Annotated in this window: 18 protein-coding genes; 8 read left to right on the top strand and 10 right to left on the bottom strand. The window is 70.4% G+C overall.

Annotated features, from left to right (window positions below; translation table 11 throughout):
- Window positions 1–54: 54 nt before the first annotated feature.
- From uvrB to ASC67_RS19430, 7 genes are all read right to left on the bottom strand, one after another.
- Complete coding sequence (gene uvrB / locus ASC67_RS19400) at window positions 55–2,187, bottom strand: excinuclease ABC subunit UvrB (protein WP_056326080.1); 2,133 nt, start codon at window positions 2,185–2,187, stop codon at window positions 55–57.
- Between the two features lie 143 nt (window positions 2,188–2,330).
- Window positions 2,331–3,404 carry a hypothetical protein gene (locus tag ASC67_RS19405; protein ID WP_056326084.1) on the bottom strand — a complete coding sequence of 358 codons (1,074 nt, stop codon included), beginning with the start codon at window positions 3,402–3,404 and terminating at the stop codon, window positions 2,331–2,333.
- An 8-nt stretch (window positions 3,405–3,412) separates the two neighbouring features.
- The gene (locus ASC67_RS19410; protein WP_056326088.1) at window positions 3,413–4,402 is read right to left on the bottom strand and encodes a hypothetical protein; all 990 of its coding nucleotides are present in this window, start codon (window positions 4,400–4,402) and stop codon (window positions 3,413–3,415) included.
- A gap of 110 nt (window positions 4,403–4,512) precedes the next feature.
- Complete coding sequence (locus ASC67_RS19415; RefSeq protein WP_056326091.1) at window positions 4,513–5,370, bottom strand: hypothetical protein; 858 nt, start codon at window positions 5,368–5,370, stop codon at window positions 4,513–4,515.
- Window positions 5,371–5,408: 38 nt separating this feature from the next.
- Window positions 5,409–6,173, bottom strand: coding sequence for a hypothetical protein (locus ASC67_RS19420; RefSeq protein WP_056326094.1), 765 nt, complete (start codon window positions 6,171–6,173; stop codon window positions 5,409–5,411).
- Window positions 6,174–6,295: 122 nt separating this feature from the next.
- Window positions 6,296–8,245 (bottom strand): hypothetical protein, encoded by a 1,950-nt coding sequence (locus tag ASC67_RS19425; RefSeq protein ID WP_156466837.1) that lies wholly within the window; start codon window positions 8,243–8,245, stop codon window positions 6,296–6,298.
- 10 nt (window positions 8,246–8,255) lie between these two features.
- Complete coding sequence (locus tag ASC67_RS19430) at window positions 8,256–11,060, bottom strand: TonB-dependent receptor (protein ID WP_056326564.1); 2,805 nt, start codon at window positions 11,058–11,060, stop codon at window positions 8,256–8,258.
- Between the two features lie 283 nt (window positions 11,061–11,343).
- Here ASC67_RS19430 and ASC67_RS19435 point away from each other — a divergent pair, with 283 nt between their 5' ends.
- The 8 genes from ASC67_RS19435 (at window position 11,344) to ASC67_RS19470 (ending at window position 19,815) form a co-directional block, all read left to right on the top strand.
- Window positions 11,344–12,534, top strand: a complete 1,191-nt coding sequence (locus tag ASC67_RS19435) for an amino acid aminotransferase (RefSeq protein ID WP_056326103.1) — start codon at window positions 11,344–11,346, stop codon at window positions 12,532–12,534.
- Between the two features lie 193 nt (window positions 12,535–12,727).
- Window positions 12,728–14,884 carry a DUF6600 domain-containing protein gene (locus ASC67_RS19440; protein WP_156466838.1) on the top strand — a complete coding sequence of 719 codons (2,157 nt, stop codon included), beginning with the start codon at window positions 12,728–12,730 and terminating at the stop codon, window positions 14,882–14,884.
- Between the two features lie 211 nt (window positions 14,885–15,095).
- Window positions 15,096–16,337, top strand: coding sequence for a polyhydroxyalkanoate depolymerase (locus ASC67_RS19445; RefSeq protein ID WP_056326111.1), 1,242 nt, complete (start codon window positions 15,096–15,098; stop codon window positions 16,335–16,337).
- Window positions 16,334–17,020 (top strand): electron transport complex subunit RsxB, encoded by a 687-nt coding sequence (rsxB, locus tag ASC67_RS19450; protein ID WP_056326116.1) that lies wholly within the window; start codon window positions 16,334–16,336, stop codon window positions 17,018–17,020. The genes ASC67_RS19445 and rsxB overlap by 4 nt, the downstream gene beginning before the upstream one ends.
- Window positions 17,021–17,072: 52 nt before the next feature.
- A complete protein-coding gene (gene nth, locus ASC67_RS19455) occupies window positions 17,073–17,711 on the top strand; it encodes an endonuclease III (protein WP_056326118.1) in 639 nt (212 codons plus the stop codon).
- 62 nt (window positions 17,712–17,773) lie between these two features.
- Window positions 17,774–18,241 carry a hypothetical protein gene (locus ASC67_RS19460; protein WP_056326122.1) on the top strand — a complete coding sequence of 156 codons (468 nt, stop codon included), beginning with the start codon at window positions 17,774–17,776 and terminating at the stop codon, window positions 18,239–18,241.
- Window positions 18,238–19,167 (top strand): DUF2145 domain-containing protein, encoded by a 930-nt coding sequence (locus ASC67_RS19465; protein ID WP_056326127.1) that lies wholly within the window; start codon window positions 18,238–18,240, stop codon window positions 19,165–19,167. Before ASC67_RS19460 ends, ASC67_RS19465 begins: the two co-directional genes overlap by 4 nt.
- 60 nt (window positions 19,168–19,227) lie before the next feature.
- Complete coding sequence (locus tag ASC67_RS19470; RefSeq protein ID WP_056326131.1) at window positions 19,228–19,815, top strand: VOC family protein; 588 nt, start codon at window positions 19,228–19,230, stop codon at window positions 19,813–19,815.
- A gap of 3 nt (window positions 19,816–19,818) precedes the next feature.
- Here ASC67_RS19470 and ASC67_RS19475 read toward each other — a convergent pair whose 3' ends face one another.
- The 3 genes from ASC67_RS19475 to cobT are packed head-to-tail and all read right to left on the bottom strand — an operon-like array spanning window position 19,819 to window position 22,258.
- Complete coding sequence (locus tag ASC67_RS19475) at window positions 19,819–20,376, bottom strand: histidine phosphatase family protein (RefSeq protein ID WP_056326134.1); 558 nt, start codon at window positions 20,374–20,376, stop codon at window positions 19,819–19,821.
- Window positions 20,373–21,203, bottom strand: a complete 831-nt coding sequence (gene cobS / locus ASC67_RS19480) for an adenosylcobinamide-GDP ribazoletransferase (RefSeq protein ID WP_056326139.1) — start codon at window positions 21,201–21,203, stop codon at window positions 20,373–20,375. The genes ASC67_RS19475 and cobS overlap by 4 nt, the downstream gene beginning before the upstream one ends.
- Window positions 21,200–22,258: a nicotinate-nucleotide--dimethylbenzimidazole phosphoribosyltransferase gene (gene cobT / locus ASC67_RS19485; RefSeq protein WP_056326142.1), complete on the bottom strand. Its 1,059-nt coding sequence runs from the start codon at window positions 22,256–22,258 to the stop codon at window positions 21,200–21,202. Before cobT ends, cobS begins: the two co-directional genes overlap by 4 nt.
- Between the last annotated feature and the right edge of the window lies 1 nt (window position 22,259).

The raw sequence follows: 22,259 nt of genomic DNA on the forward strand, positions 1-22,259 counted from the left end.
GAGCGGCCCCGTTGACTATCCCGGCCGGATTATCGGAGACGCGGCGACCGCGGGTCAGCGGGCAGACCCGCTCTTGCCTGACACGAGCGGCAGCACGTTGTCGTGCCCGGCGCCGCCGAAGGCCTGCTCGCGCAGCAGCGCCAGCTGGTCGCGCACTCGCGCGGCCTTCTCGAACTCCAGGCTGCGCGCGTGCTCCAGCATCTGCTTCTCGAGCAGCTTGATGCGCCGGCCCAGGTCCTTCTCGCTCATCGACTCGATCTCGGCCGCCGCTTGCGCCGCCTTCAGGTCGTCGCCGCGGCTCTTCTCCGAGTACACACCGTCGATCAGATCCTTGACCTGCTTGTTGATGCTGCGCGGCGTGATGCCGTGCTCGGCGTTGAAGGCGACCTGGCGCTCGCGCCGGCGTTCGGTCTCGCCGATGGCGCGTTGCATCGAGTCGGTGATCCTGTCGGCGTAGAGGATGGCCTTGCCGTTGAGGTTGCGCGCCGCGCGGCCGATGGTCTGGATCAGCGAGCGCTCCGAGCGCAGGAAGCCCTCCTTGTCGGCGTCGAGGATGGCCACCAGCGACACCTCGGGGATGTCCAGGCCCTCGCGCAGCAGGTTGATGCCCACCAGCACATCGAAGCTGCCGAGCCGCAGGTCGCGCAGGATCTCGACGCGCTCCACGGTGTCGACGTCGGAGTGCAGGTAGCGCACCTTCACGCCGTTGTCGGCCAGGTAGTCGGTCAGCTGCTCGGCCATGCGCTTGGTGAGCGTGGTGATCAGCACGCGCTCGTTGACGTCGACGCGGTCGCGGATCTCCTGCAGCACGTCGTCGACCTGGCGGGTGGCCGGCCGCACCTCGACCACCGGGTCGACCAGCCCGGTGGGCCGCACCAGCTGCTCGACCACGTTGCCGGCGTGCTCCTTCTCGTAGGCCGCCGGCGTGGCGGAGACGAACACCACCTGGCGCATCTTGGTCTCGAACTCCTCGAACTTCAGCGGCCGGTTGTCCAGCGCACTCGGCAGCCGGAAGCCGTACTCGACCAGCGTGGTCTTGCGCGCGCGGTCGCCGTTGTACATGCCGCCGAGCTGTCCGATCAGCACGTGGGACTCGTCCAGGAACATCAGCGCGTCCTTCGGCAGGTAGTCGACCAGCGTCGACGGCGGCTCGCCCGGCGCCGAGCCCGCGAGGTGGCGCGAGTAGTTCTCGATGCCCTTGCAGTGACCGATCTCCTGCAGCATCTCGAGATCGAAGCGGGTGCGCTGCTCGATGCGCTGCGCCTCCACCAGCTTGCCGTCGGCCACGAACTCGGCGAGCCGGTTGCGCAGCTCCTCCTTGATGCCCTCGATCGCCGCGAGCACCTGCTCGCGCGGCGTGACGTAGTGGCTGGAGGGGTAGACCACGAAGCGCGGCACCTTCTGGCGGATCTGGCCGGTGAGCGGATCGAACAGCGAGAGCGCCTCGATCTCGTCGTCGAACAGCTCGATGCGGATCGCCAGCTCGGAGTGCTCGGCCGGGAAGATGTCGACCGTGTCGCCGCGCACGCGAAACGTGCCGCGCGCGAAGTCGGTCTCGTTGCGCTTGTACTGCATGCGGATCAGCTGCGCGATCAGGTCGCGCTGGCCGAGCTTGCCGCCGCTGCGCACGATCAGCCGCATCTGCGTGTAGTCCTCGGGCTTGCCGATGCCGTAGATCGCCGACACCGTGGCGACGATGATCACGTCGCGCCGCTCCAGCAGGCTCTTGGTGGCGGAGAGCCGCATCTGTTCGATGTGCTCGTTGATCGCGCTGTCCTTCTCGATGAACAGGTCGCGCTGCGGCACGTAGGCCTCTGGCTGGTAGTAGTCGTAGTAGCTGACGAAGTACTCGACCGCGTTCTTCGGGAAGAAATCGCGGAACTCGCTGTAGAGCTGCGCCGCCAGCGTCTTGTTCGGCGCGAACACGATCGCCGGGCGGCCCATCCGCGCGATCACGTTGGCCATCGTGAAGGTCTTGCCCGAGCCGGTGACGCCCAGCAGCGTCTGGAACACCTCGCCATCGTTGATGCCCTCCACCAGCTGCTCGATCGCGGTTGGCTGGTCGCCGGCCGGCGGATAGGGCTGGAACAGCTGGAAGGGAGAGTCCGCGAACGAGACGAACTCGCCCTCGGGCAGCGCGGCCGGGGCATCGGGCGTATCGGGCAGGACGTGGGCAAGCTCAGGCATCGTGTGCCCCTGTTCGGGTAGGGTGGGCGGCGTCGGGCCGGCTCAGCGCCGGGCCAATCCGCCAGCCTACAGCAAGCGCGATGCCGGGGGCGGCTGCGGGTCACCGCGCACGCAGCGGCGACGCGCCGTTCGCGTCGGCCCGCTCACTCCTGGGAGGGCATCGTCAGGGCGCCGTTCAAGGTCGAGGCCGGCCGGCCGGTACCGGCCTCGTAGAGCGTGGTGCCGGAGAACGAGAAGTCACGCTCGACCGCCGGGTTCGAGACGTCCCCGCCGACGCTCATCGACACGCCGCCGCAGCGCGTCCCACGGCACGACAGCGCACCCAGCGTCACGGCGTCGATCGTGCCGTCGGACCCCACGGCCACCACCAGCGCGCGCCCCTCCAGATCGCGGAAGACGAAGCGCATCGGGCCGTCGTCGGGCACCTCGAAGCCGGCTCCACCGAGAGCGCAGAAATCGATCACGGCGCCCCGGCGGTTCACGATGGTCACGCCACGACCGGCACACGCCAGCGCCGCGTCGTTGCGATCGGGCTGGGCGCTCAGGGTGGCCTTCAAACTCACCACGGGACGCGCCTCCCCCGCCGCGGTGCCGGCGGCGGGCGCGCTTCGCTTCGCGCCGGGCAGCGGCCGCCGCCACCGCTGGCCGGGCGGCAAGGCCTGCAGCCGGGTGTCGTCCAGGCTCAGGGCGCGCGCACCGTTGGCATCGGGAGCGGCGAGCGATGCGCCCTGGCAGGCCGTGTCGTCGCAGACGTACAGCCGCTCGGGCGACGTGCCGATCGCCGCCTGCCTGAGGCGCACCGAAATCACTTGCCCGCCCGCCGCGTCGACCGTCAGGTGCCAGTTCGACACGCCTTCGGCCTGCGCCACGTAGCTGCGCACGCTGCCGCTCTGGCGCGTGCGTGTCGCCGACAGGCAGCCGCGCTGCAGCAGACCGTCGGCACCGGTGATGTCGACGTGCTGATGCGGACAGGCAGGCAACACCACGGGCGACGCGGATGCCGGCGCAACCACCGCCTCGGCCGCGGCCGGTAGCGCGAGCGGGACCGGCTGCGGCAGCGCCGTCTCCACCCGCGCTGGGCGAACGGCATCGGTCGGTTGGCTCCAGCGGACCCACACCAGCCAGCCGGAAAACAGCAATGCGGACAGCATCACCGCGGCCAGCACCCAACCGCGACCATGGAGTTCGTCGTCGAGCCAACGGGGAAGGAAGATCATCGTTTGCGTCAGAACGGAGGCAGCACCGCGCTGCCGTTCAGCAGCGCCGCGGCGCCGCCGTGCAGTCCGTCGGTCACGGTGGTGCCGGAAAAGCTGAAACGGCGGCCGCTCTCGCTGGCCGGGTCGTCGCCCGGCTGCGTCGTGACGCCGGAACAGGCCAGGCCCTGGCACTCGAGGGCACCGATCTGCACGAAATCGACCACGCCGGTGGCGTCCACCCCGATCAGCAAGGTGTCGCCGGCCGCGCCACGCAGGCTGAAGATGCGGCGCTCGTGCTCCAGGCGGACCACGCCGCCGCCGCCGGAAGGGCACAGCGTGAGCACCGCGCCGCTGCGCTCGACGATGGAGATGCCGGGCTCGCTGCAGGCCAGGTCGGCATCCTGCTGGTCGCCAGGCGCCTTGAGGCTGGCGCTGAGGCTCATCGCCGCGCCATGCTCCGCCGCGAGCACCGCCTGGTTCACGACCAGCGTGCGCCCGCCGTGCGCGTCGCGCGGGCCGATCGAGAAGCCGGCGCACGTGTCTTCCCCGCAGCGGTAGTCGCCGCGACCGGGCGCCGACAGGTTGGCCGCCAGCACCCTTCCGTCCCCGCTGTCGATGCGCAGCGTCCAGTCGGAGACGCCTTGCGGCTCGAGCACGTAGCTGCGCAGGTCGCCGCTCTGCAGCATGCGGGTGGTCGCCACGCAGGCCCGTTGCACCTTGCCGTGCGCCGTCACGAGATCCAGTTGCTGGTAGGGGCAGGCCACGAGCGAAGGCTTCGTCGGAGTGGCCGTGCCACGCGCGTCGGCGCGAACGCCTGGCTGCATCGGCAGCACGACCGGCATCGCCCCGGCCGGGTTCAGCTGCGGCGCGGCAACCGCCGGCGCCGCCGCGCGCGGCGCCGGGTCTCGCCAGAGATTGGTGCCGACGGCCACCAGCAGCACCGCCAGCACCGGCAGCAGCAGGAGCAGCCACCCCAGATGGCGTGGCCGCTCGTCGAACCAGAGGGAGTTCTTGCTCATGTCAACATCGATGGCCGGATCACGGAAAACGTGAGTTCGCGAACTGCGGTGCCGGTTGGTCTCCCGGCACCGCGGTACTCGCTCCCCTCACCCGCCCCCGGCCTCAGGCCTCAGGGCTTGCAGACATAGCCGCTGGTGCTGATGCTGATGATGGGCTGTGACTCTTCGCCACCTTCACGTACCCGTGTCTTGAAGGTGATGTTGGCCGGCGCCGTCTCCACGCCGTTCGGGCAGGTCACGCGGTGGTAGACCCAGGCGCTGATCGGGTTGTTCTTCGAGTACGGCTCGCAACGCTCAGGATCACTGGCGTTGACGTCGGTGCGGAACGCGACCTTGGTGTTGTCGCGCGTGATGGCCTGGTTGAGCCCGCTGTTCGTGCGCCCGACGTACTCGACATACTTGGTCGACAGCCCGGTGTCGACGCTCGTGCCGCTCGTCCCCATGTAATAGCCGGCCTCGACGGTCGCAGCGGTGGGCACCGTGCGGAAGAAGTCGTTGATCTCGAAGGTGAGGTTCGGCGGGTTGGCGACCGTGGTGTTCAGGATCGCGCGGGTGGCGAACACGTACACCTTGGTGGCGTTGCAGGTGGTGGTGCCCGAACCGGCGCAGTAGACGCGGTCGTACAGCGTGCCCACGGTCTTGGCCGGACTGCCGGTCTGCAGCGTGTACGAGGTCGACGCGACCGGCGTCGACGCGTAGCCCGGCATCGCAGCGCTGCCCGGCAGGCCGGTGAACTTGCCGGTGGCGAGCGAGGCCGACTGCTGCTCGACCGGCAGTTGGTCGCCGGTCGGCGCCACACCGGTGTTGGTGCAGGTCGCCGGCGTCGGAGAGACGACCGTCTTCGGGTTGACGGTCTGCAGGATCGTGCCGGAGGTCGGCAGCGACACCCATTGGGCCTGGGCGGGAGCGGCGACGCCGAACGCGGCGGCGACCGCCGCCAGGGCGGTCAGGTGGGAATGAACTTTCATGAGGGTCTCCTGTGGGTTTGTCTAGGGTCCGCGACGTGTCAGTCGTCGTCCTCGTCTTCGGGCGCGCACGCTTCGCTGGTGCATACCGGCTGGTAGCCCAGCGCGTAGATGCTGTTCTGGTCGACGTCCTCGTTCTCGGAGTTCAGCAGGCGCAATGCGAAGTCCTGGAGGCTGTAGCCCTCGGGAGCGCGCGTCTTGGTCAGCAGCCACGGCGAATTCGGGCTGCTCGGCCCGCTCGCCTCGGCGGCATTGGCATCGATGCGGAAATCGACCCAAGCGTTGTTGCGCGGCGGCTTCGCGGTGTCGTACTCGTTCAGTCCCGAGAAGGTACGGCCGGCGGCCTTGAGCAGCTTGGTCGCCGCCGGGCTGCCGGCGAAATAGGCGACCTCGACGCCCTTGTCGGTGCGCACCTGGCGCAGCACGTCGTTGACGTTGAACGCGGCGCCCGTCTCGTCCCACTGGTTCGCGTTCATCTGCACGCGCACGCCGAAGATGAAGAGCTTCTTGTCGGTGCAATGCCGCCACACCTTCTCGAGCTGGGTGCCCACACTGACGCCGTTGATGATGATCGGCGCCGAGCGCGACGCCACCAGGTCGAATCCGCTCTCGCCCGGCAGGCTGGTGACCTTGCAGGTCGTCACGCCGCTCGAGTTCGTCGGGTTGCAGGTCTTCAACACGTTCGCACCGCTCGCGCTCAGCGTTTCGAACCCCGCGGCCTGCGCCGCACCCGCGCCGGCCAGTGCCAGGCCCATGCCCATCACCGTGGCGATACCACGCCGCCGCAGCGGCCATTTCGATTTCATGCTGGTCTCCTCTCTCCGTTGGAACGCTGCACCCGCCGGCCCTTCCGGCGGGTGGCACCCTCCCGCCTTGCGCGGGAAGCTCCTTGCTCTGTTGTCCGTTCTCGCCCGCATCCCACCGCGCGCTAGGGCGGCGGCGCGATGAAGCTGCCGTTCAAAGTCACCGTTCTGTTGCCCGGCAAGTCGGCGGGTTCGATCTCGTGCAGGACGGCGCCGTTGAAGGTCACGGTTCTTTCGCCGGCTCCGTTGGGCGCACCGACCACGACGTTGCTGCAATCGCTGGTGCAGAGGAAATTGCCTCCGCTGTAGGACATGCCGCTCGCGTCGATGCGGGTGACCACGCCACCGCGGATCTGCAGCAGGACTCTCGGATTCATTCCGATCGGCACGGAGCCGAACACGTCGATGTCGAGATCGCCGGCACCGGATTGGGTCGTGGTCTTGCTTCCCGGCGCCGGGCAGATGTCGGTCACCGTCTGGGCGCCGAAGCTGACCTGGCCAAAGAAGTGATCCGTCGTGCCCAGGCAGTCGTTGGGTTGCGGTGAGAACTCCGCCGGGTCGATGTACTCGATCGTCAGGAACGAACCCTGCAGCGTCGCCGCGTCGGTCAGCGTGGCCGGCGTGCCGTCGGCGTTCAGCGCCCGCAGTTGGACGCCGGTGAGCGTCAGGCTGCGCAGGGTGAGTTCGGGGCCGTAGTCGTAGTTGAGTTCCGGCGCACCGAGGACCGCGCCCGCGCATTCGGCGCCCACGCACTTGAAGATCACTGGCTGGCCGGTGCCCGGGTCGGTGTACGGCCGCAAGGCCGTGATGCTGAGCAGGTTGCCCTCCTCGAAGTACACGGACAGGGCGCCACCGAACGTGACGGCGGTTCGTGGCAGGCCGGCGTTGCCGCCGAACATGCCGCCGATGCCGAACGGATCGCTGGCGTCGATGCATTCGGCGGCCAGGCTGAAGTCCGGGTACACCAGCGCGTAGCGGTTGTTGTCGCACGGCAGCACCGGGATCGCCGGGCCGGGGGCCGGCAGCGTCAGGCTTCCGTTCAGCACCGCGCTGCCGATCCGCGCATCGGTGAAGGTGGCCGCCCGGCTGAGGTCGCCGGCCGGCGTGCCGAGCACGAGGCCGGTGCAGCCGGCCGCACTGCAGTCGTAGGCCACGCCTTCCGCGGTGACATAGCGTTCGGTGAGCAGGTCGTTGCCACGGAGACGCAGCGTCAGCGTGGCGCCGTTCGGGTCCGTGACCACGTAGGCCATCACCGTGGGATCGGCCGTCTCCGGCAGGCCGTTCTTCGTCGCCGTGCAGAAGCGGCTCGGCTGCCCACCGACGGTGACCGTGATCGACTCCGCCAGGCACAGGCGGGCCTGGGCGGCGAGCGTCTGCGACAGGTCCGTCAGCGTGATGCCGTCGGCGGTGAGCCTGGCGTTGAGCGCGACCATCGTGTCGTACATCGGGTCGCCGTCACGCGCCTCGAACACGGCCTGCGTGAAGCTCGCCGTGCCGGACTGCACCTCGACGCCCAGCACGTCCTGCAGGTAGGCGGTCACGGCGGTCTGCGCCTCTGCGATCCGCGCATCGGTGATGCGCGCGATGTTGGCCGTGGCGGAGCCGCTGTAGCTGTCGAATGCCGACGCCGGGTCGGCACCGAGCAGTTGCGCCACCAGCAAGGTGGTCAGGGCGGTGACGTTCGCACGCCCCGGCTCGGTGGCGACAGAAACGAGGAAGCTTCCATCGACCAGGGCATTGCGCAGCATGTACGGGGGGTCGAGGTCCGTCAGGCCGGTGCGGTGCTCGTTGGCCTGGCCGGCGCCGTAGTTGTCGCTGCTGCGGATGATCCCGCGGCTGCCCTTGGCCGAGACGACGATGCGTCCCTGGATCGGCGAACTGCCGGGCTCGTTGTTCTCGACCACGTAGCCCGGCGTCACGATGCCGGTCAACTCGGCACGCACCGGCGACGGTTGCCCGTCGACATCGCTGGTCGTGCCTCCCCCACCGCAAGCTGCCACCAACACGGCGACGGTGCAGGCGAGCACGCCGCAGCGCCCGCGGAGCACGCCGAGCAGAACATCGCTGGCACGCACGGCGCCCGCCTCAATCCGCGCCGAGCGCATAGGACAGCCCCAGGAAGATGCCGCGCGGTGCGCCGGGGCCGACGAAGGTCGACGGCTGCCACTCGGCCGAGTTGTAGTTCCAGCCGCTCGCGCCGATCGCGCCCACGGTCGACGGCGAGAACGGGTTGATGCCCAGGCTGCCCGCGGTCGCATAGCGGCGGTCGAACAGGTTGGTGACCTGGGCGACGACGGTGAATCCTCTGGAGACGACGACGCTGGTGTCGAGGTTGAAGACCGCGAAGCCCGGCACCGTGCCCTTCTGCCTGAAGGTGCGTCCGGGTCGGGTGGCCGTCTGGATGTAGCCGCCTTCGCTCTGGTCGCAGGCCCGGGTCTGCGCGTTCGTGGGGCAGTAGTACTGGCCGGTCTCCTGGTCCGTGGCGCCGGTGCGATGCAGGTTGTTCTCGTTGCCGCGCACATAGGACATCGAGCGCAGTTGCATGCCCAGGCCGACCTTCCACGACGGCGTGACGCGAAACCCGAGGTTCAGGTTGAAGGCATGGGCCGGGATGCCGGGCATGCGGGCCCCGGGCGACACGAGGATCTGCTGGTAGGTCCCGCGCCCGCCGTTCAGCGACGCGCCGGGCGACGGCAGCAGCTGGTAATCGCGATAGCCCAGATCGGCCTGCGTGCGCGAGTTCTGATCGAAATCGGCGCTGCTGTTGTGCGGGCTCGTCATGTAGAACGACGACTCGAAGGTGGCGTCGGTGTAGGAGTAGCCGGCCTTCACGTCGAGCAGGCCCACGCGGCCCTGCACGCCGAGCTCGAGGCCGCGGCGGCGCGTCTTGCCGATGGTGTCGAAGTAGCTGCGGCCCTGGCCGACGCCGACGTAATAGATGTCGTCCTTCAGGTCGGTGCGGTAGAGGCTGGCGTTCCACTCCCAGTTCGCGGAGAGCAGCCCACGTGCGCCGAGCTCGAACGAGGTGGAACGGATCTGCGGCAGGTAGGGGTCGCCGGACAGCGTGGTCGGCAGGTTGCACCCCGGCCCCAGCAGGCTGCGCGCGGTGGTGCCGATCACCACCGGCGGCTGCCCCGGCGGGCCCGGCAGCGTGACCGGCGTGGGGGTGTCGTCGAAGGCGCAGCCCAGTTCCACCACCGACGGCGTGCGGGACCCTCGGCTCACGTTGGCGAAGGTATTGAGACCCTGCACGGGCAGCCAGTTGAGGCCGATCGACGGATTGAAGGAGCGATAGCTGAACTTCTCGGCCGTCCGCGTCTGCGCGTTGTCGTAGTTCGCCGGCAGTTCGTGCAGGTCGACCTGGCCTTCGACGGTGCGCGTCAGCAGGTGGTTGTCGACCGTGGTGTGGTTGTAGCGCGCGGCGGTGGTGAGCGTGAGCTGCGGCGTCAGGGTCCAGGTGTCGCTGGCGTAGAGACTCTTCGTCGTCGAGGTGCCTTCGAAGTTGTTGCCCGGCACGTCGATCTGCGCGGCCAGGAAGTTCGGAATCTCGGCCGGCGAGGCGTAGACGCCGTGCGACGCGTCGATCAGCCCTAGCCGCTGGTACATGGTGTAGGTCGAGCGACTGCGGTCGATCGAGGCACCCACCATCACGCTGCGCGTCGGCAGGTTCCAGTTGAACTGCAGCGAGGCGCCGCGCGTGGTCTGGTCCAGCGCGGTATCCGTCAGCAGGCCGATCGGCGTGCCGGTGATCACGCCCGGCGTGTTGTAGTAGGCGCCGTTGCGCGGCTGCACACCGGCCGCCGGATTGTCCGGGTCGAAGTAGCCGCCCCGCAGACCGATCATGTCGTCGAAGCCTTCGTAGATGTCGCCGTTGAGGCCGCCGCGCTTGCTCTTGCGGGTGTAGATCTGGCCGGTGACGTTGAAGGTCTCGGAGACGTCGAACTGCCCGCCGAGCGCGAGCTGCAGCACCCGGTTGTCGGAGCGGTCGGGCGACGTGAACACGGTTTCGGCACGCTGCTCGAACAGCGCCAGCGGGATCAGGCCGTTGCCGATCAGCTCGTTGTTCGCGTACAGCGCGCTGGCGAACAGCGAGCCGCGATCGAGCCGCAGGTCGCTGCGACCGAACAGCTGGTTCACGCGCGACGGCGAGTTGTCGCGCCAGCCGTCCTCGCGAAAGCCGGTGTAGGCCAGGAAGCCGCCCAGCGTGTCGTCGTTGGCGCCGGCGCTCAGCTTGACCTGCTTGCGGCCCCAGGAGCCGGCCAGCAACTCGCCCTCGACGCCGGGCGCCGTGAAGCCGTTCTTGCTGCGCACCGAGATCGCCCCGCCCAGCGTGTTCAGCCCGAACAGCGGGTTCGAGCCCGGAAAGAGATCGAAGCGTTCGATCGCGTTGAGCGGGATCAGGTCCCAGTTCACCACGTCGCCGAACGGCTCGTTCACCCGCACCCCGTCGAAGAACACCGACAGCCCCTGCGGCGTGCCGATCTGCGGGCTGGCCGTGAACCCCCGGTAGTTCACGTCCATCTGGAAGGGGTTGCCGCTGTAGTCGTTGACGCTCACCCCCTGCAGCTGGGTGTTCATGTAGTCGCCGATGTTCAGCGCGCGCGACTCCTTGATCTGCTCCTTGGTCGCGCTCTGGATGTTCGCGGGAATCTGGTCCTTCGTCACCGCCAGGCCGGGCATCGGGCCGACGTCGGTCGCACGCTTGCCCGGCACCAGCACGGGGTTGAGCCGCACGGCCGCGGCCGGTGGCGCCGCCTCGGGCGCCGAGGCCGCGGCGTCGGGCGCCTGTTGGGCCAGTACGGACAGCGGCGCCGTCAGCGTCGCCAACGAAAGCACCGCTTGCGTCAGGGGCGTCAGGCGGTGTTCTCGGGCTCGGGATCGGGCACTCATGCAGTGGGTCTTCAGCGACGGAAACGGCTTGTGCGCGAGGGGCAGGAACAAGGGGCGTCGCATGCTAGGAGCGAGGTGCGCGCAGGCGATACGGGAGACGCTCCCGACTTGGCTCGGTGGAAATCCCGAGCGTCTTGCACCGCCTTTCGCGCAGGTTCGCGGGGCCTGTGCCAGTCCGGATCATTTGCTCCACGAGGGTTCGAACGGGCAGCGCCTAAAATCAAACGAGGGCCGCACTAACCCTGTGGAGGCCCCTGTCCCTCAAACTCCGCTGGAACTCTCCATGTCTTTGTTCGCATCCGTCGAGCTCGCACCGCGCGACCCGATCCTCGGCCTGAACGAGCAGTTCAATGCCGACCCGAACCCCGCCAAGGTCAACCTCGGTGTCGGCGTCTACTACGACGAGAACGGCAAGCTGCCGCTGCTGAAATGCGTGGCCGCGGCCGAGCACCAGATGCTCGAGGCGCCGAAGGCGCGCGGCTACCTGCCGATCGACGGCATCGCGGCCTACGACAAGGCGGTGCAGGGCCTGGTGTTCGGCGACGCCGCCACCGCCAGCGGTCGCATCGCCACCGTCCAGGGCCTGGGCGGCACCGGCGGCCTGAAGGTCGGCGCCGACTTCCTGAAGCGCCTGAACCCGAACGCGCAGGTGCTGATCAGCGACCCGAGCTGGGAGAACCACCGCGCGCTGTTCACCAACGCCGGCTTCACGGTCGGCAGCTATCCGTACTACGACGCCACGAAGCGCGGCATCGCGATCGACGGCCTGCTCGGCGCGCTGAACGGCGCCGCCGCCGGCACGATCGTCGTGCTGCATGCCTGCTGCCACAACCCGACCGGCTACGACCTCTCCGCGGCGCAGTGGGAGCAGGTGATCGCCGCGGTGAAGGCGCGTGGCCTCGTGCCCTTCCTCGACATGGCCTACCAGGGCTTCGGCTCGGGGCTGGCCGAGGACGGCGCGGTGGTGCAGCAGTTCCTGGCCTCGGGGCTGGACTTCTTCGTCTCCACCAGCTTCAGCAAGAGCTTCTCGCTGTACGGCGAGCGCGTCGGTGCGCTGAGCGTCGTGTGCGCGAGCAAGGAGGAAGCCTCGCGCGTGCTGAGCCAGCTGAAGATCGTGATCCGCACCAACTACTCCAACCCGCCGACGCACGGTGCCTCGGTCGTGGCCACCGTGCTCACCACCCCGGCGCTGCGCGCGCAGTGGGAGGAAGAACTCGCCGGCATGCGCCAGCGCATCAAGGCCATGCGCGTGGCGCTGGTCGAGAAGCTGCAGGCCGCCGGTGTGAAGGGCGACCTGAGCTACATCATCACTCAGCAGGGCATGTTCAGCTACTCCGGCCTGAACGCGGCGCAGATGCAGCGGCTGCGCGGCGAGTTCGGCATCTACGGCGTCGATTCGGGCCGCATCTGCGTGGCGGCGCTGAACCGGCACAACCTCGACGCGGTGGCCAAGGCGATTGCCGCGGTGATCTGAAGTCGCCGCTCCTGCGGCGCGTTCCGGCGCGCCGCCGACCGAAAGCCGCGGCCCGCCGCGGCTTTTTTGTGCCCCCCGCAAGCTCGTTTGCAATTCTTTTCAAGCCGGACAGCGCAACCGATGCACCGATCCGGGGTCTCATGCGTTAGATAGCAGACGCCGCCCCGCGGCCCGAGGTGACCACGTGATGCGCATGGACAAGACCCTGATCGCCCTCAGCCGCCGCCTGCTGGCCGGCCTGTGCGCAGGCCTGCTGGTGGCAGCGCCTGCCCTGGCAGAGACCGACCCGGCCGATCCGCCCGCTCGCGTGGGCAGCATCAGCGCGCTGCGCGGCCCGGTCGACAGCTCGCCCGAAGCGGGTGCGGCCTGGGACCCGGCCAAGCTCAATCAGCCGATCACCAGCGAGACCTCGCTGTGGGTGCCGCCCGGGAGCCAGGCCGAGGTACGCATCGGCAGCAGCTCGGTGCGCCTGGACGGCAACACCCAGGCCGTGTTCTCGCAGCTCGACGACCACGGCATCGCGATCGACGTGGCCCAGGGCACCGTGCGGGCCCGGGTGCGCAGCCTGGCCACCGGCGACAGCTTCAGCTTCTCGGCCGACGGCGTGCGTGCCGAGGCCCAGGCGCCCGGCGACTACCGCGTCGGCTACGACCCCGACCGCCGCGCCTACACCGTGCGCGCGCTGTCCGGACGGCTGCGCGTGGTGACGCCGAACAACACCTTCAACCTCGAGTCCGGCCAGGAGAGCCTGGTCGAGAACGGCGGCAGCGAACTGCAACTGCGCGCGATGGGCCAGCGCGACGACTTCGATGCCTGGGCCGAGGCACGCGACCGCGACCAGGATCGCCTGGCCTCCGCGCGCTACGTGTCGCCCGAGACCACCGGCATCGAGGCGCTTGACGAGCACGGCTACTGGACCACCGCGCCGGATTACGGCGCCATCTGGTACCCGCGCGGCCTGCCCTATGGCTGGGCACCCTATCGCTACGGTCACTGGGCCTACGTGCGGCCCTGGGGCTGGACCTGGGTCGACGATGCGCCCTGGGGCTTCGCACCCTTCCACTACGGCCGCTGGGCGCTGATCGGCGGCAGCTGGGGCTGGGTGCCGGGCCCGATCGTGCCGCGCCCGGTGTATGCGCCGGCACTGGTGGGCTACGTCGGCGCGCACTCGGGCAATGTCAGCCTGAGCATCGGCTTCGGCGGCGGCGCGCCGGTCGGCTGGTTCCCGCTCGGCCCGCGCGAGTACTACCACCCGCCCTACCGCTATTCACCGCGCTACGTGCAGCAGATCAACGTCATCAACGTCGTCAACCCGCCGCAGCGTCCTCACGACGATCGCCGCGCGACGCGACCGACGCCGGTCGAGCGGCCGTCCTACCGCTATGCGCAGCGCCCGGACGCGGTCACCGTGGTCAGCGAAGACAACTTCCGCAATGCCCGATCGATCGGCCGCGAGCGCCTCGACCTGACGCCCGGCCAGATGGCCCAGTTGCAGCCGGTCGCAGCCAGCCTCAATCTGCCGGGACGTCCGGGCGGCGCGGCACCAGGCCCGGCTGGCCGGCCCGGCGGCGCCGCAAGCGGCCTGCCGTCGGCGCTGCTGCCGGCACCGGGCCGCGCGCAGCGTCCGCAGGAGCCCCGGCGCGCGCCGGTCTACGGCACGCGAGACGACGCGCCGTCGATGGCCAATGCCCCAGGCGGCTCGGCGCAACGTCCATCGCCGATGGGCCAGGACCGTCGCCGTGACGAGGGCGAACCGCCGGCGGCGATGCCGATCCCGGGCCGCGGTGTCCCGGCGGCCGGGCCTCCGAATGTGCAGCGGACCCCGGTGGTCCCGCAACCGCGGCCGGCGATCGTGCCGGGTGAACGGACCGGTTCCGTGCAGGACGGACGCGATGCCGCCGACCGCCCGCGTTCGGCCCAGCGCGAAACCGGCCCACCGCGCGGTGACGACCGAGACGACCGCGGCCGCCGCAGCTACGTCGACCCCGGCAGTGCCGAGCGCGGTCCGCACGGCCAGCGCACTCCGCGACCCGATGCTGGGGGTGCGGCGCCCGCGCAGCCGGTGCCCCGACCGCAGCTCTCGCTGCCACAGGCCACCCCCTCTCCGCAGGCGATCCCGCGGCCGGTGCCGGTGCCCGCACCGCAGGCCCTTCCCCGTCCGCAGGTGGCGGTGCCCAATCCGCCGCCGCAACCCATGCCCCAGGCCCGCGAACCCCGCCAGCCCATCCAGCAACAACAGCAGCAACGCGGGCGCGAATCGGCGAACGAGCAGCGCGGCGCCGCGGGCGGCGAGCGCCGCGGCGGCGGCGGCGACGGAGGGCAGCGGGGCTGGAGCCAACGCGAACGCTAGGCATCGGCTGCTCCCGCACCCGAAACGATCGCAAAAGTGTCACGCTTTGGTGCAGCCCGGCCCCACCGAGCTGCGGGTTGGCCTCCATGCACCGGTCGGGCGCTTTCCTCCTACACTGCTGCAGCGCACCAACGGTGCACGTTTGCGGCCTGCCGAACGGCGACTGCTCGGTGGCATCCGCGGGCCGATCCATCCGCCTTCGGGGACTTGCATGCTCTATCAGCTCTATGAAACCCAGCGCGCGCTGCTCAGCCCGTTCTCCGAATTCGCCAGCGCCTCGTCCAAGCTCTACAGCCACCCGCTCTCGCCCTTCGCCCAGGGTCCCGGCGCGCAGCGCCTGTCGGCCGGTTTCGACCTGATCCACCGGCTGACCAAGGAATACGAGAAGCCCGAGTTCAACATCACCAGCATCCAGGTCGATGGCATCGACGTGGTGGTGCAGCAGAACGTCGCGATCGACAAGCCCTTCTGCAAGCTGCTGCGCTTCAAGCGCTACACCGACGAGGCCAAGCTGCTGACCAAGATGCGAGACCAGCCGAGCGTGCTGGTCGTGGCCCCGCTGTCCGGCCACCACTCGACGCTGCTGCGCGACACCGTGCGCACGCTGCTGAAGGACCACAAGGTCTACATCACCGACTGGGTCGATGCCCGCATGGTGCCGGCCGAGGCCGGCCTGTTCCACCTGGACGACTACGTGCACTACGTGCAGGAGTTCATCCGCCACATCGGCCCGACCGTCAACGTGATCTCGGTGTGCCAGCCCACGGTGCCGGTGCTGGCGGCGGTGTCGCTGCTGGCGAGCGCCGGCGAGAAGACGCCGCGCACGATGACGATGATGGGCGGCCCGATCGACGCCCGCAAGTCGCCGACCGCGGTGAACAACCTGGCGATGAACAAGAGCATCGAGTGGTTCGAGCACAACGTGATCTACCGCGTGCCGTCCAACTACCCCGGCGCAGGCCGCCTGGTCTACCCGGGCTTCCTGCAGCACAGCGGATTCGTCGCGATGAACCCGGACCGCCACATGACGGCGCACTACGACTACTTCCTCGACCTGGTGCGGGGCGACGACGACAGCGCCGACGCCCACCGCGAGTTCTACGACGAGTACAACGCCGTGCTCGACATGCCGGCCGACTACTACCTCGACACCATCAAGACCGTGTTCCAGGACTTCGCGCTGGTGAACGGCACTTGGCGGGTCTCGGGCGAGCTGGTGCGCCCGCAGGACATCAAGACGACCGCGCTGCTGACGGTCGAAGGCGAGCTCGACGACATCTCGGGTGCGGGCCAGACGGCCGCGGCGGTGGATCTGTGCGCCGGCATCCCCAAGCTGCGCAAGCGCCACTACGAGCTCAAGGGCGCCGGCCACTACGGCATCTTCGCCGGCCGCCGCTGGCGTGATTTCGCCTACCCCGAGATCCGCGACTTCATCGCGAAGCACCACAAGTGAACGCGCTCCAGCGCCCCGCCGACGCGCTTGACGCGCGGCAGGCGGCGCTGGCCGACGCGATCGACGCCGCGCTGCCGCAGACGCAGTGCACCCGCTGCGGCGAGCCCGACTGCCGGCGCTACGCACAAGCGGTGGCCACCGGACGGGCCGAGATCAACCAATGCCCGCCGGGCGGCGCCGAGGGCATCGTCCGGCTCGCAGCGCTGACCGGCCGCACGACGCTCCCTCTGAACCCCGCCAACGGCAGCGAGGGCCCGCGCCGGCTGGCGGTGATCGACGAGACCTGGTGCATCGGCTGCACGCTGTGCATCAAGGCCTGCCCGGTCGACTGCATCGTCGGCGCGGCCAAGCAGATGCACACCATCATCGAGCCGCAGTGCACCGGTTGCGAGCTGTGCATCCCCGTCTGCCCGGTCGACTGCATCTCGCTCGAGGACGCCACGCAGACCACCGGCTGGGCCGCCTGGTCGCCGGCCGAGGCCGACGCGGCCCGGGAACGCTATGCCGAGCGCAACCAACGCCGCGAGCGGGCGCGGCGCGAGCACGACGAGCGGCTCGCCGCGAAGGCCACGCACAAGCTGGCTCACCTGGACACCGAGACGAAGCCCGGCGACGCCGACGAGACCGCCCGCAAGCGCGCGGTCATCGCGGCCGCGATGGCGCGGGCGCGGCAGCAACGCTGATGCCCCCCGGCCGCGGCGTACTGCGGCCCGCGCCCTGCCAGAATCCGCGGCCATGAAGCCCGCCGACATCGAGACCTTCTTCGCCACCTTGAAGGCGGCCAATCCGCAGCCGGCGAGCGAGCTGGTCTACAGCTCGGTGTTCGAGTTGCTGGCCGCGGTGCTGCTGTCGGCGCAGGCCACCGACGTGAGCGTGAACAAGGCGACGCGGCGGCTGTTCGCGGTGGCGCCGTCGCCGCACAAGATGCTGGCACTCGGCGTCGACGGCGTCATCGAGCACATCAAGACCATCGGCCTGTTCCGCAGCAAGGCGAAACACCTGCTGGAGACCTGCCGCCTGCTGATCGAGCGGCACGGCGGCCAGGTGCCACGCTCGCGCGAGGCGCTGGAGGCCCTGCCCGGCGTCGGCCGCAAGACCGCCAACGTGGTGCTGAACGTGGCCTTCGGCGAACCGACGCTGGCGGTCGACACCCACATCTTCCGGATCGGCAACCGCACCGGCCTGGCACCGGGCAAGACGCCGCTGGCGGTGGAGCTGAAGCTGTTGAAGCGCGTGCCCGCCGCCTTTCTGGAAGACGCGCACCACTGGCTGATCCTGCACGGCCGCTACGTGTGCCAGGCACGCAAGCCGCGCTGCTGGGAGTGCGCGGTCGCCGCCGTGTGCGACTTCCGGCCCAAGACCGCGATGCCCTGATCGGCCCGCCGCCGCCGGCTATCCTCGCCGTAGCACCTGCCTCACTTCGCCTGGAGCCCCCGATGACCTTCTCCCCGCCCCTGCGGATCTGCATCGCCCTGCTGTGCCTGGCTGCCGCGACGACGCCCGGCCGGGCCGAAAGCTTCGCCTCGTCGGCGTCGAGCGCCGGCTCCGCCTCGTCGGGCAGCGTGTCCGACTCGCTGCACGGATCGAGCAACAGCTCCTCGCGCGACAAGGAGGTGGCCGAAGGCGACTACCGCGTGATCGAGGTGACCGAACTGGCCCAGCGCCCCGGCGTGCTGCGGCTGACGCTGCAGGCGGCTCGGCCGGGCGACGACGCGCGTGCGTTCTTCCTCGACGTGCCGCGCCAGACGCTCGCGCAGCATGGCGTGGACACCGGCGACGTGGTCAGCGCGCACCACCGACCCTACGGACTGGAATTCGCACGCGCACAGACGCGCGTGGCCTTCTTCCTGGTGCTGCGCGACGACTGGCAACGCGAACTGCCGCCGCACGCCGTCGCGCTTTGACGGCACGGTTGCGCGCGCTGGCGCTGGCCGCCGGCCTGTGCGCCGGTGCCGCGGCGCCCGGCCACGCCGCGGCGTCATCGTCGTCCGACGCCTCGCGCTTCTGTGACCGCCCGTCGCCGCTCACCGCCCAGCAGCAGGACCGGCTGCTGCGCTTCGCCGCCGTCGTGCGGCAGGAGCTCGAGGCCTCCGGCCGGACGGTGGCGCTGATCTCACGGTCGGGCCTGGATCTGAGCCGCTTCGACGTGCGCTACTCGCACGCCGGCATCAGTCTGCAAGCCAGCGAGAACGGGCCCTGGTCGGTGCGCCAGCTCTACTACGCCTGCGATGAATCGCGACCCCGGCTCTACGACCAAGGCATCGCCGGCTTCCTGTTCGGCACCGACGATCCCGCGACCGGCTACGTGTCCATCGTGCTGCCGCCGCCGGCCGAGGCGGCGGCGCTGGAACGTGCGGCCCTCGACAAGGCGCTCGCGCTGCGACTGCTGGCGGGCCGCTACAGCGCCAACGCACACCCCTATGGCCTGCGCTACCAGAACTGCAACCAGTGGGTGATGGAACTGCTGGCCACGGCCTGGGGTGCGCTGGACGGCAACGATCCCGGCGCACGCGCACGCGCGCAGGCCTGGCTCGCCGACCAGGGCTATGCGCCCGCGCCGCTGCAGGTCGGCTCGCAACTGCTGATGTTCGCGGCGCATTTCGTTCCCTGGGTGCACCTCGACGACCATCCCGTCGAGGACCGCTACGCGCTGCGATTCCACATCAGCATGCCGGCGTCGATCGAGGCCTTCGTGCACCGGCGGTTGCCGGGCGCCGAACGCATCGAGCTCTGCCACGACGAGCGCCAGGTGGTCATCCGTCGCGGTTGGCAACCCATCGGCTCGGCCTGCGAGCCCGGACCGGGCGACCGGGTGGTCGCGCTCGACTGACTGACGAGACAGGTTCCGTCCTACCATCCTGTCCGCAGACCGCAAGGAAGCCCCCTCGCCATGACCCGCGTCCGCCCCGGCAAGTTAGCGCACGTCCTCTACCGGACCCGCCGCTTCGAGGAGATGCTGGCGTGGTACCGGGTCGTGTTCGATGCCCGGGTCCAGCAGCAGAGTCCGGCGCTGGCCTTCCTGACCTACGACAACGAGCACCACCGCTTCGCGTTCGCCAACCTGGCACTGCTGCAGCCCGAGGGCAGCGAGACCGAGAAGGCCGGCCTGATCGGCGTCGACCACGTCGCCTACAGCTACGCCTCGCTGCACGACCTGTTCGAGAACTACGTGCAGCTCAAGTCGCTGGGCATCACGCCCTACTGGTGCATCCACCACGGCGTGACGGTGTCGATGTACTACGCCGACCCCGACGGCAACCAGATGGAGTTCCAGGTGGAGGCGTTCGCCTCGATGGAGGAAGCCAACGCGTTCATGCGCGGGCCGGTCTATGCCGCCAATCCGCTGGGCGTCGAGTTCGACCCGGACGACTGGCTCGCGCGGCTGGCGGCCGGCACGCCGGCGTCGGACCTGCTCGTGCGACGCGTGCACGAGCCGATGTCACCGATCCGAGGGACGGTGGAGCGCCAGGGCCTGTAGACGCTACAGGACCACCCGGCGTCCGTAGCCCGGCGCCTTCGGCCAAGCGGAGGCCGTCGGACCGGGCGCCTCGCCGAGCCCCTGCCAGACGGCGGCGGAGAGCCAGCCGCCGTGCGTGACCAGCAGCACCGCGGGCGCCTGTGCGCGCACCGCCTGCACCCTCGCGAGCAGCGCCCGCACGGTCTCGCCACCGCCCGGCGCATGGCCGGCGAGGTCCGCCGACCAGGCCTCGATCTCGGCAGCGTCGATCGCCTCCCAGCGGCGCCCGTCCCAGCGGCCGAAGTCCAGCTCGACCAACCGGGCATCGACGAAATGCTGGAAGCCGAAGCGTCGCAGCCAGCGACCCACGTCGCGGCAACGCGCCAGCGGCGAGGTCGCGACCGCGCGTGGCAGACCCTCGCGGCGCGCGATCGCGCGGATGCGGTGCGCCAGCCGCTTGGCCTTGCGACGATCGACCGGCAGGTCGCTGCGGGCGCCGATGCAGCGGCCCGCGGCGCCTTTCGGCGCCGGGTGGCGCCAGGCGTGCATCACCGGCGCCGGACGCGCAGCATCGACGCTCATCGGCCCAGCATCGCCAACAGGGCCAGGTAGACCGCCAGCTCGCTGAGCTGCTGCGACGCGCCCAGCGTGTCGCCGGTCACGCCGCCCAGCCGAACGCGGAACCAGCGCGCACAGGCCAGCCCGGTCACCGCGGCGGCGACCAGCGCCGCCGCCCAGGCCTGCGGCGACGGCAGCGCGAACGAGTCGCTGCCGTGGCGCGCCGTTGCGAACAGGGCGATCAGCGCCAGCGGCCACGCGCACGCGACCGCCCAGCTGCCGACCGACACCTGCTGCGCCAGCGGCTTGGCCTTGGCGTGCGCCGGGTCGCCGGCATACGGCAGCCAGCAGTTCAGGCTCACCGCGACCGCGCGCGACAGCGTGTGCGCGACGCACAGCGCCGCGAGCACCCAGCCCAGCGGCAACGAGGCCAGCACCAGCGCCTTCAGCCCCAGCATCACGACGATGCCGATCGCGCCGTAGGCACCGATGCGCGAGTCCTTCATGATCTCCAGCGCGCGGGCCCGCTCGGCGCTGCCGCCGAGTCCGTCGCAGGTGTCGGCGAAGCCGTCCTCGTGGAAGGCGCCGGTCAGCAGGATCGTCGCCGCCATCGACAGTCCCACGGCCACCGGCATCGGCCACAGCATCGCCGCCATGGCGAGCACCAGCGCCGCCACCGCGCCGACGAAGGCGCCGACCAGCGGGAAGTAGCGCGCACTCTGGTTCAGCCACGTCGCGTCCCAGCCCATCCACGCCGCGAGCCGGCCGGTGATCGGCACGCGGGTGAAGAACTGCAAGGCCAGCAGCAGCAGGCGCAGTTCGTGGGCGAGGTGATGCTTGATGGGGTTCATGCGGTCGCGGCGCTCGCATCGCGCCCGCTGATCCCGGCGCTGTCGAACGAGGCCATGCCGTCGAGCAGCGCCACCGCGCTGACCACCAGCGGCCAGGCCAGCGCCGCGCCCGAGCCTTCGCCGAGCCGCAGGTCCAGCGCCAGCAGCGGCCGCGCACCCAGGTGCGCCAGCGCGAGGGCGTGGCCGGCCTCGTCGGAGCAATGGGCGAACACGCAGGCGTCCAGCACCGCGGGCTGCAGCGCGTGCGCGACCAGCAGCGCCGCGGTGACGATGAAACCGTCGACGACGATCAGCCGCCGCTCGTGCGCGGCCTGCAGCATCGCGCCGGCCAGCGCGGCGATCTCGAAACCGCCGAACGCCGCCAGAGCCTCGAGCGGCGTGCGGGCGCCGGCGTGGCGCTGCGCCACCTGCGCCAGCACCGCGAGCTTGCGTGCCAGGCCGGCATCGTCGAGCCCGGTGCCACGGCCCACGCAGGCGGCCAGCGGCGCGCCGGTGAAGCGCGCCGTCAGCAGAGCCGCGGCCGAGGTGTTTCCGATGCCCATCTCTCCCAGCACCAGCGCGTTGCCGGGCACCGCACGCACGACCTCGCGGCCGAGTTCGAGCGCCTGCACGCACTGCGCCCCGCTCATCGCCGGGCCTTGCGACGCATCGGCGGTGCCGCCCGGCGCGACCGGCCGCACGATCAAGCCCGGCCTTGCCGCACGCGTGCCGCGCACGCCGGCGTCCACCACCGTCAGCGGCAGGCCGTGCAGGCGCGCGAGCACGCTGATCGCAGCGCCGCCGGCGAGAAAGTTCTCGACCATCTGCGCGGTCACATCGCTCGGGTAGGCCGACACGCCGCGCGCTGCCAGGCCGTGGTCGGCCGCGAACACCAGCACCTGCGGCGCATCCAGCCGCGGGTCGACCCGGCCCTGCAACAGGCCCGTCTTCAGCATCAGCGCCTCCAGCTGGCCCAGCGCGCCGAGCGGCTTGGTCAGGTGGTCGATGCGCCGCTGCAGGCTGGCGGCCAGCACGGCGTCGGCCCGCGGCGCGATGGGGGGTGGCGTCCAATGCATC

This window comes from Methylibium sp. Root1272, from assembly GCF_001425905.1.
Taxonomy (GTDB): domain Bacteria; phylum Pseudomonadota; class Gammaproteobacteria; order Burkholderiales; family Burkholderiaceae_C; genus Methylibium.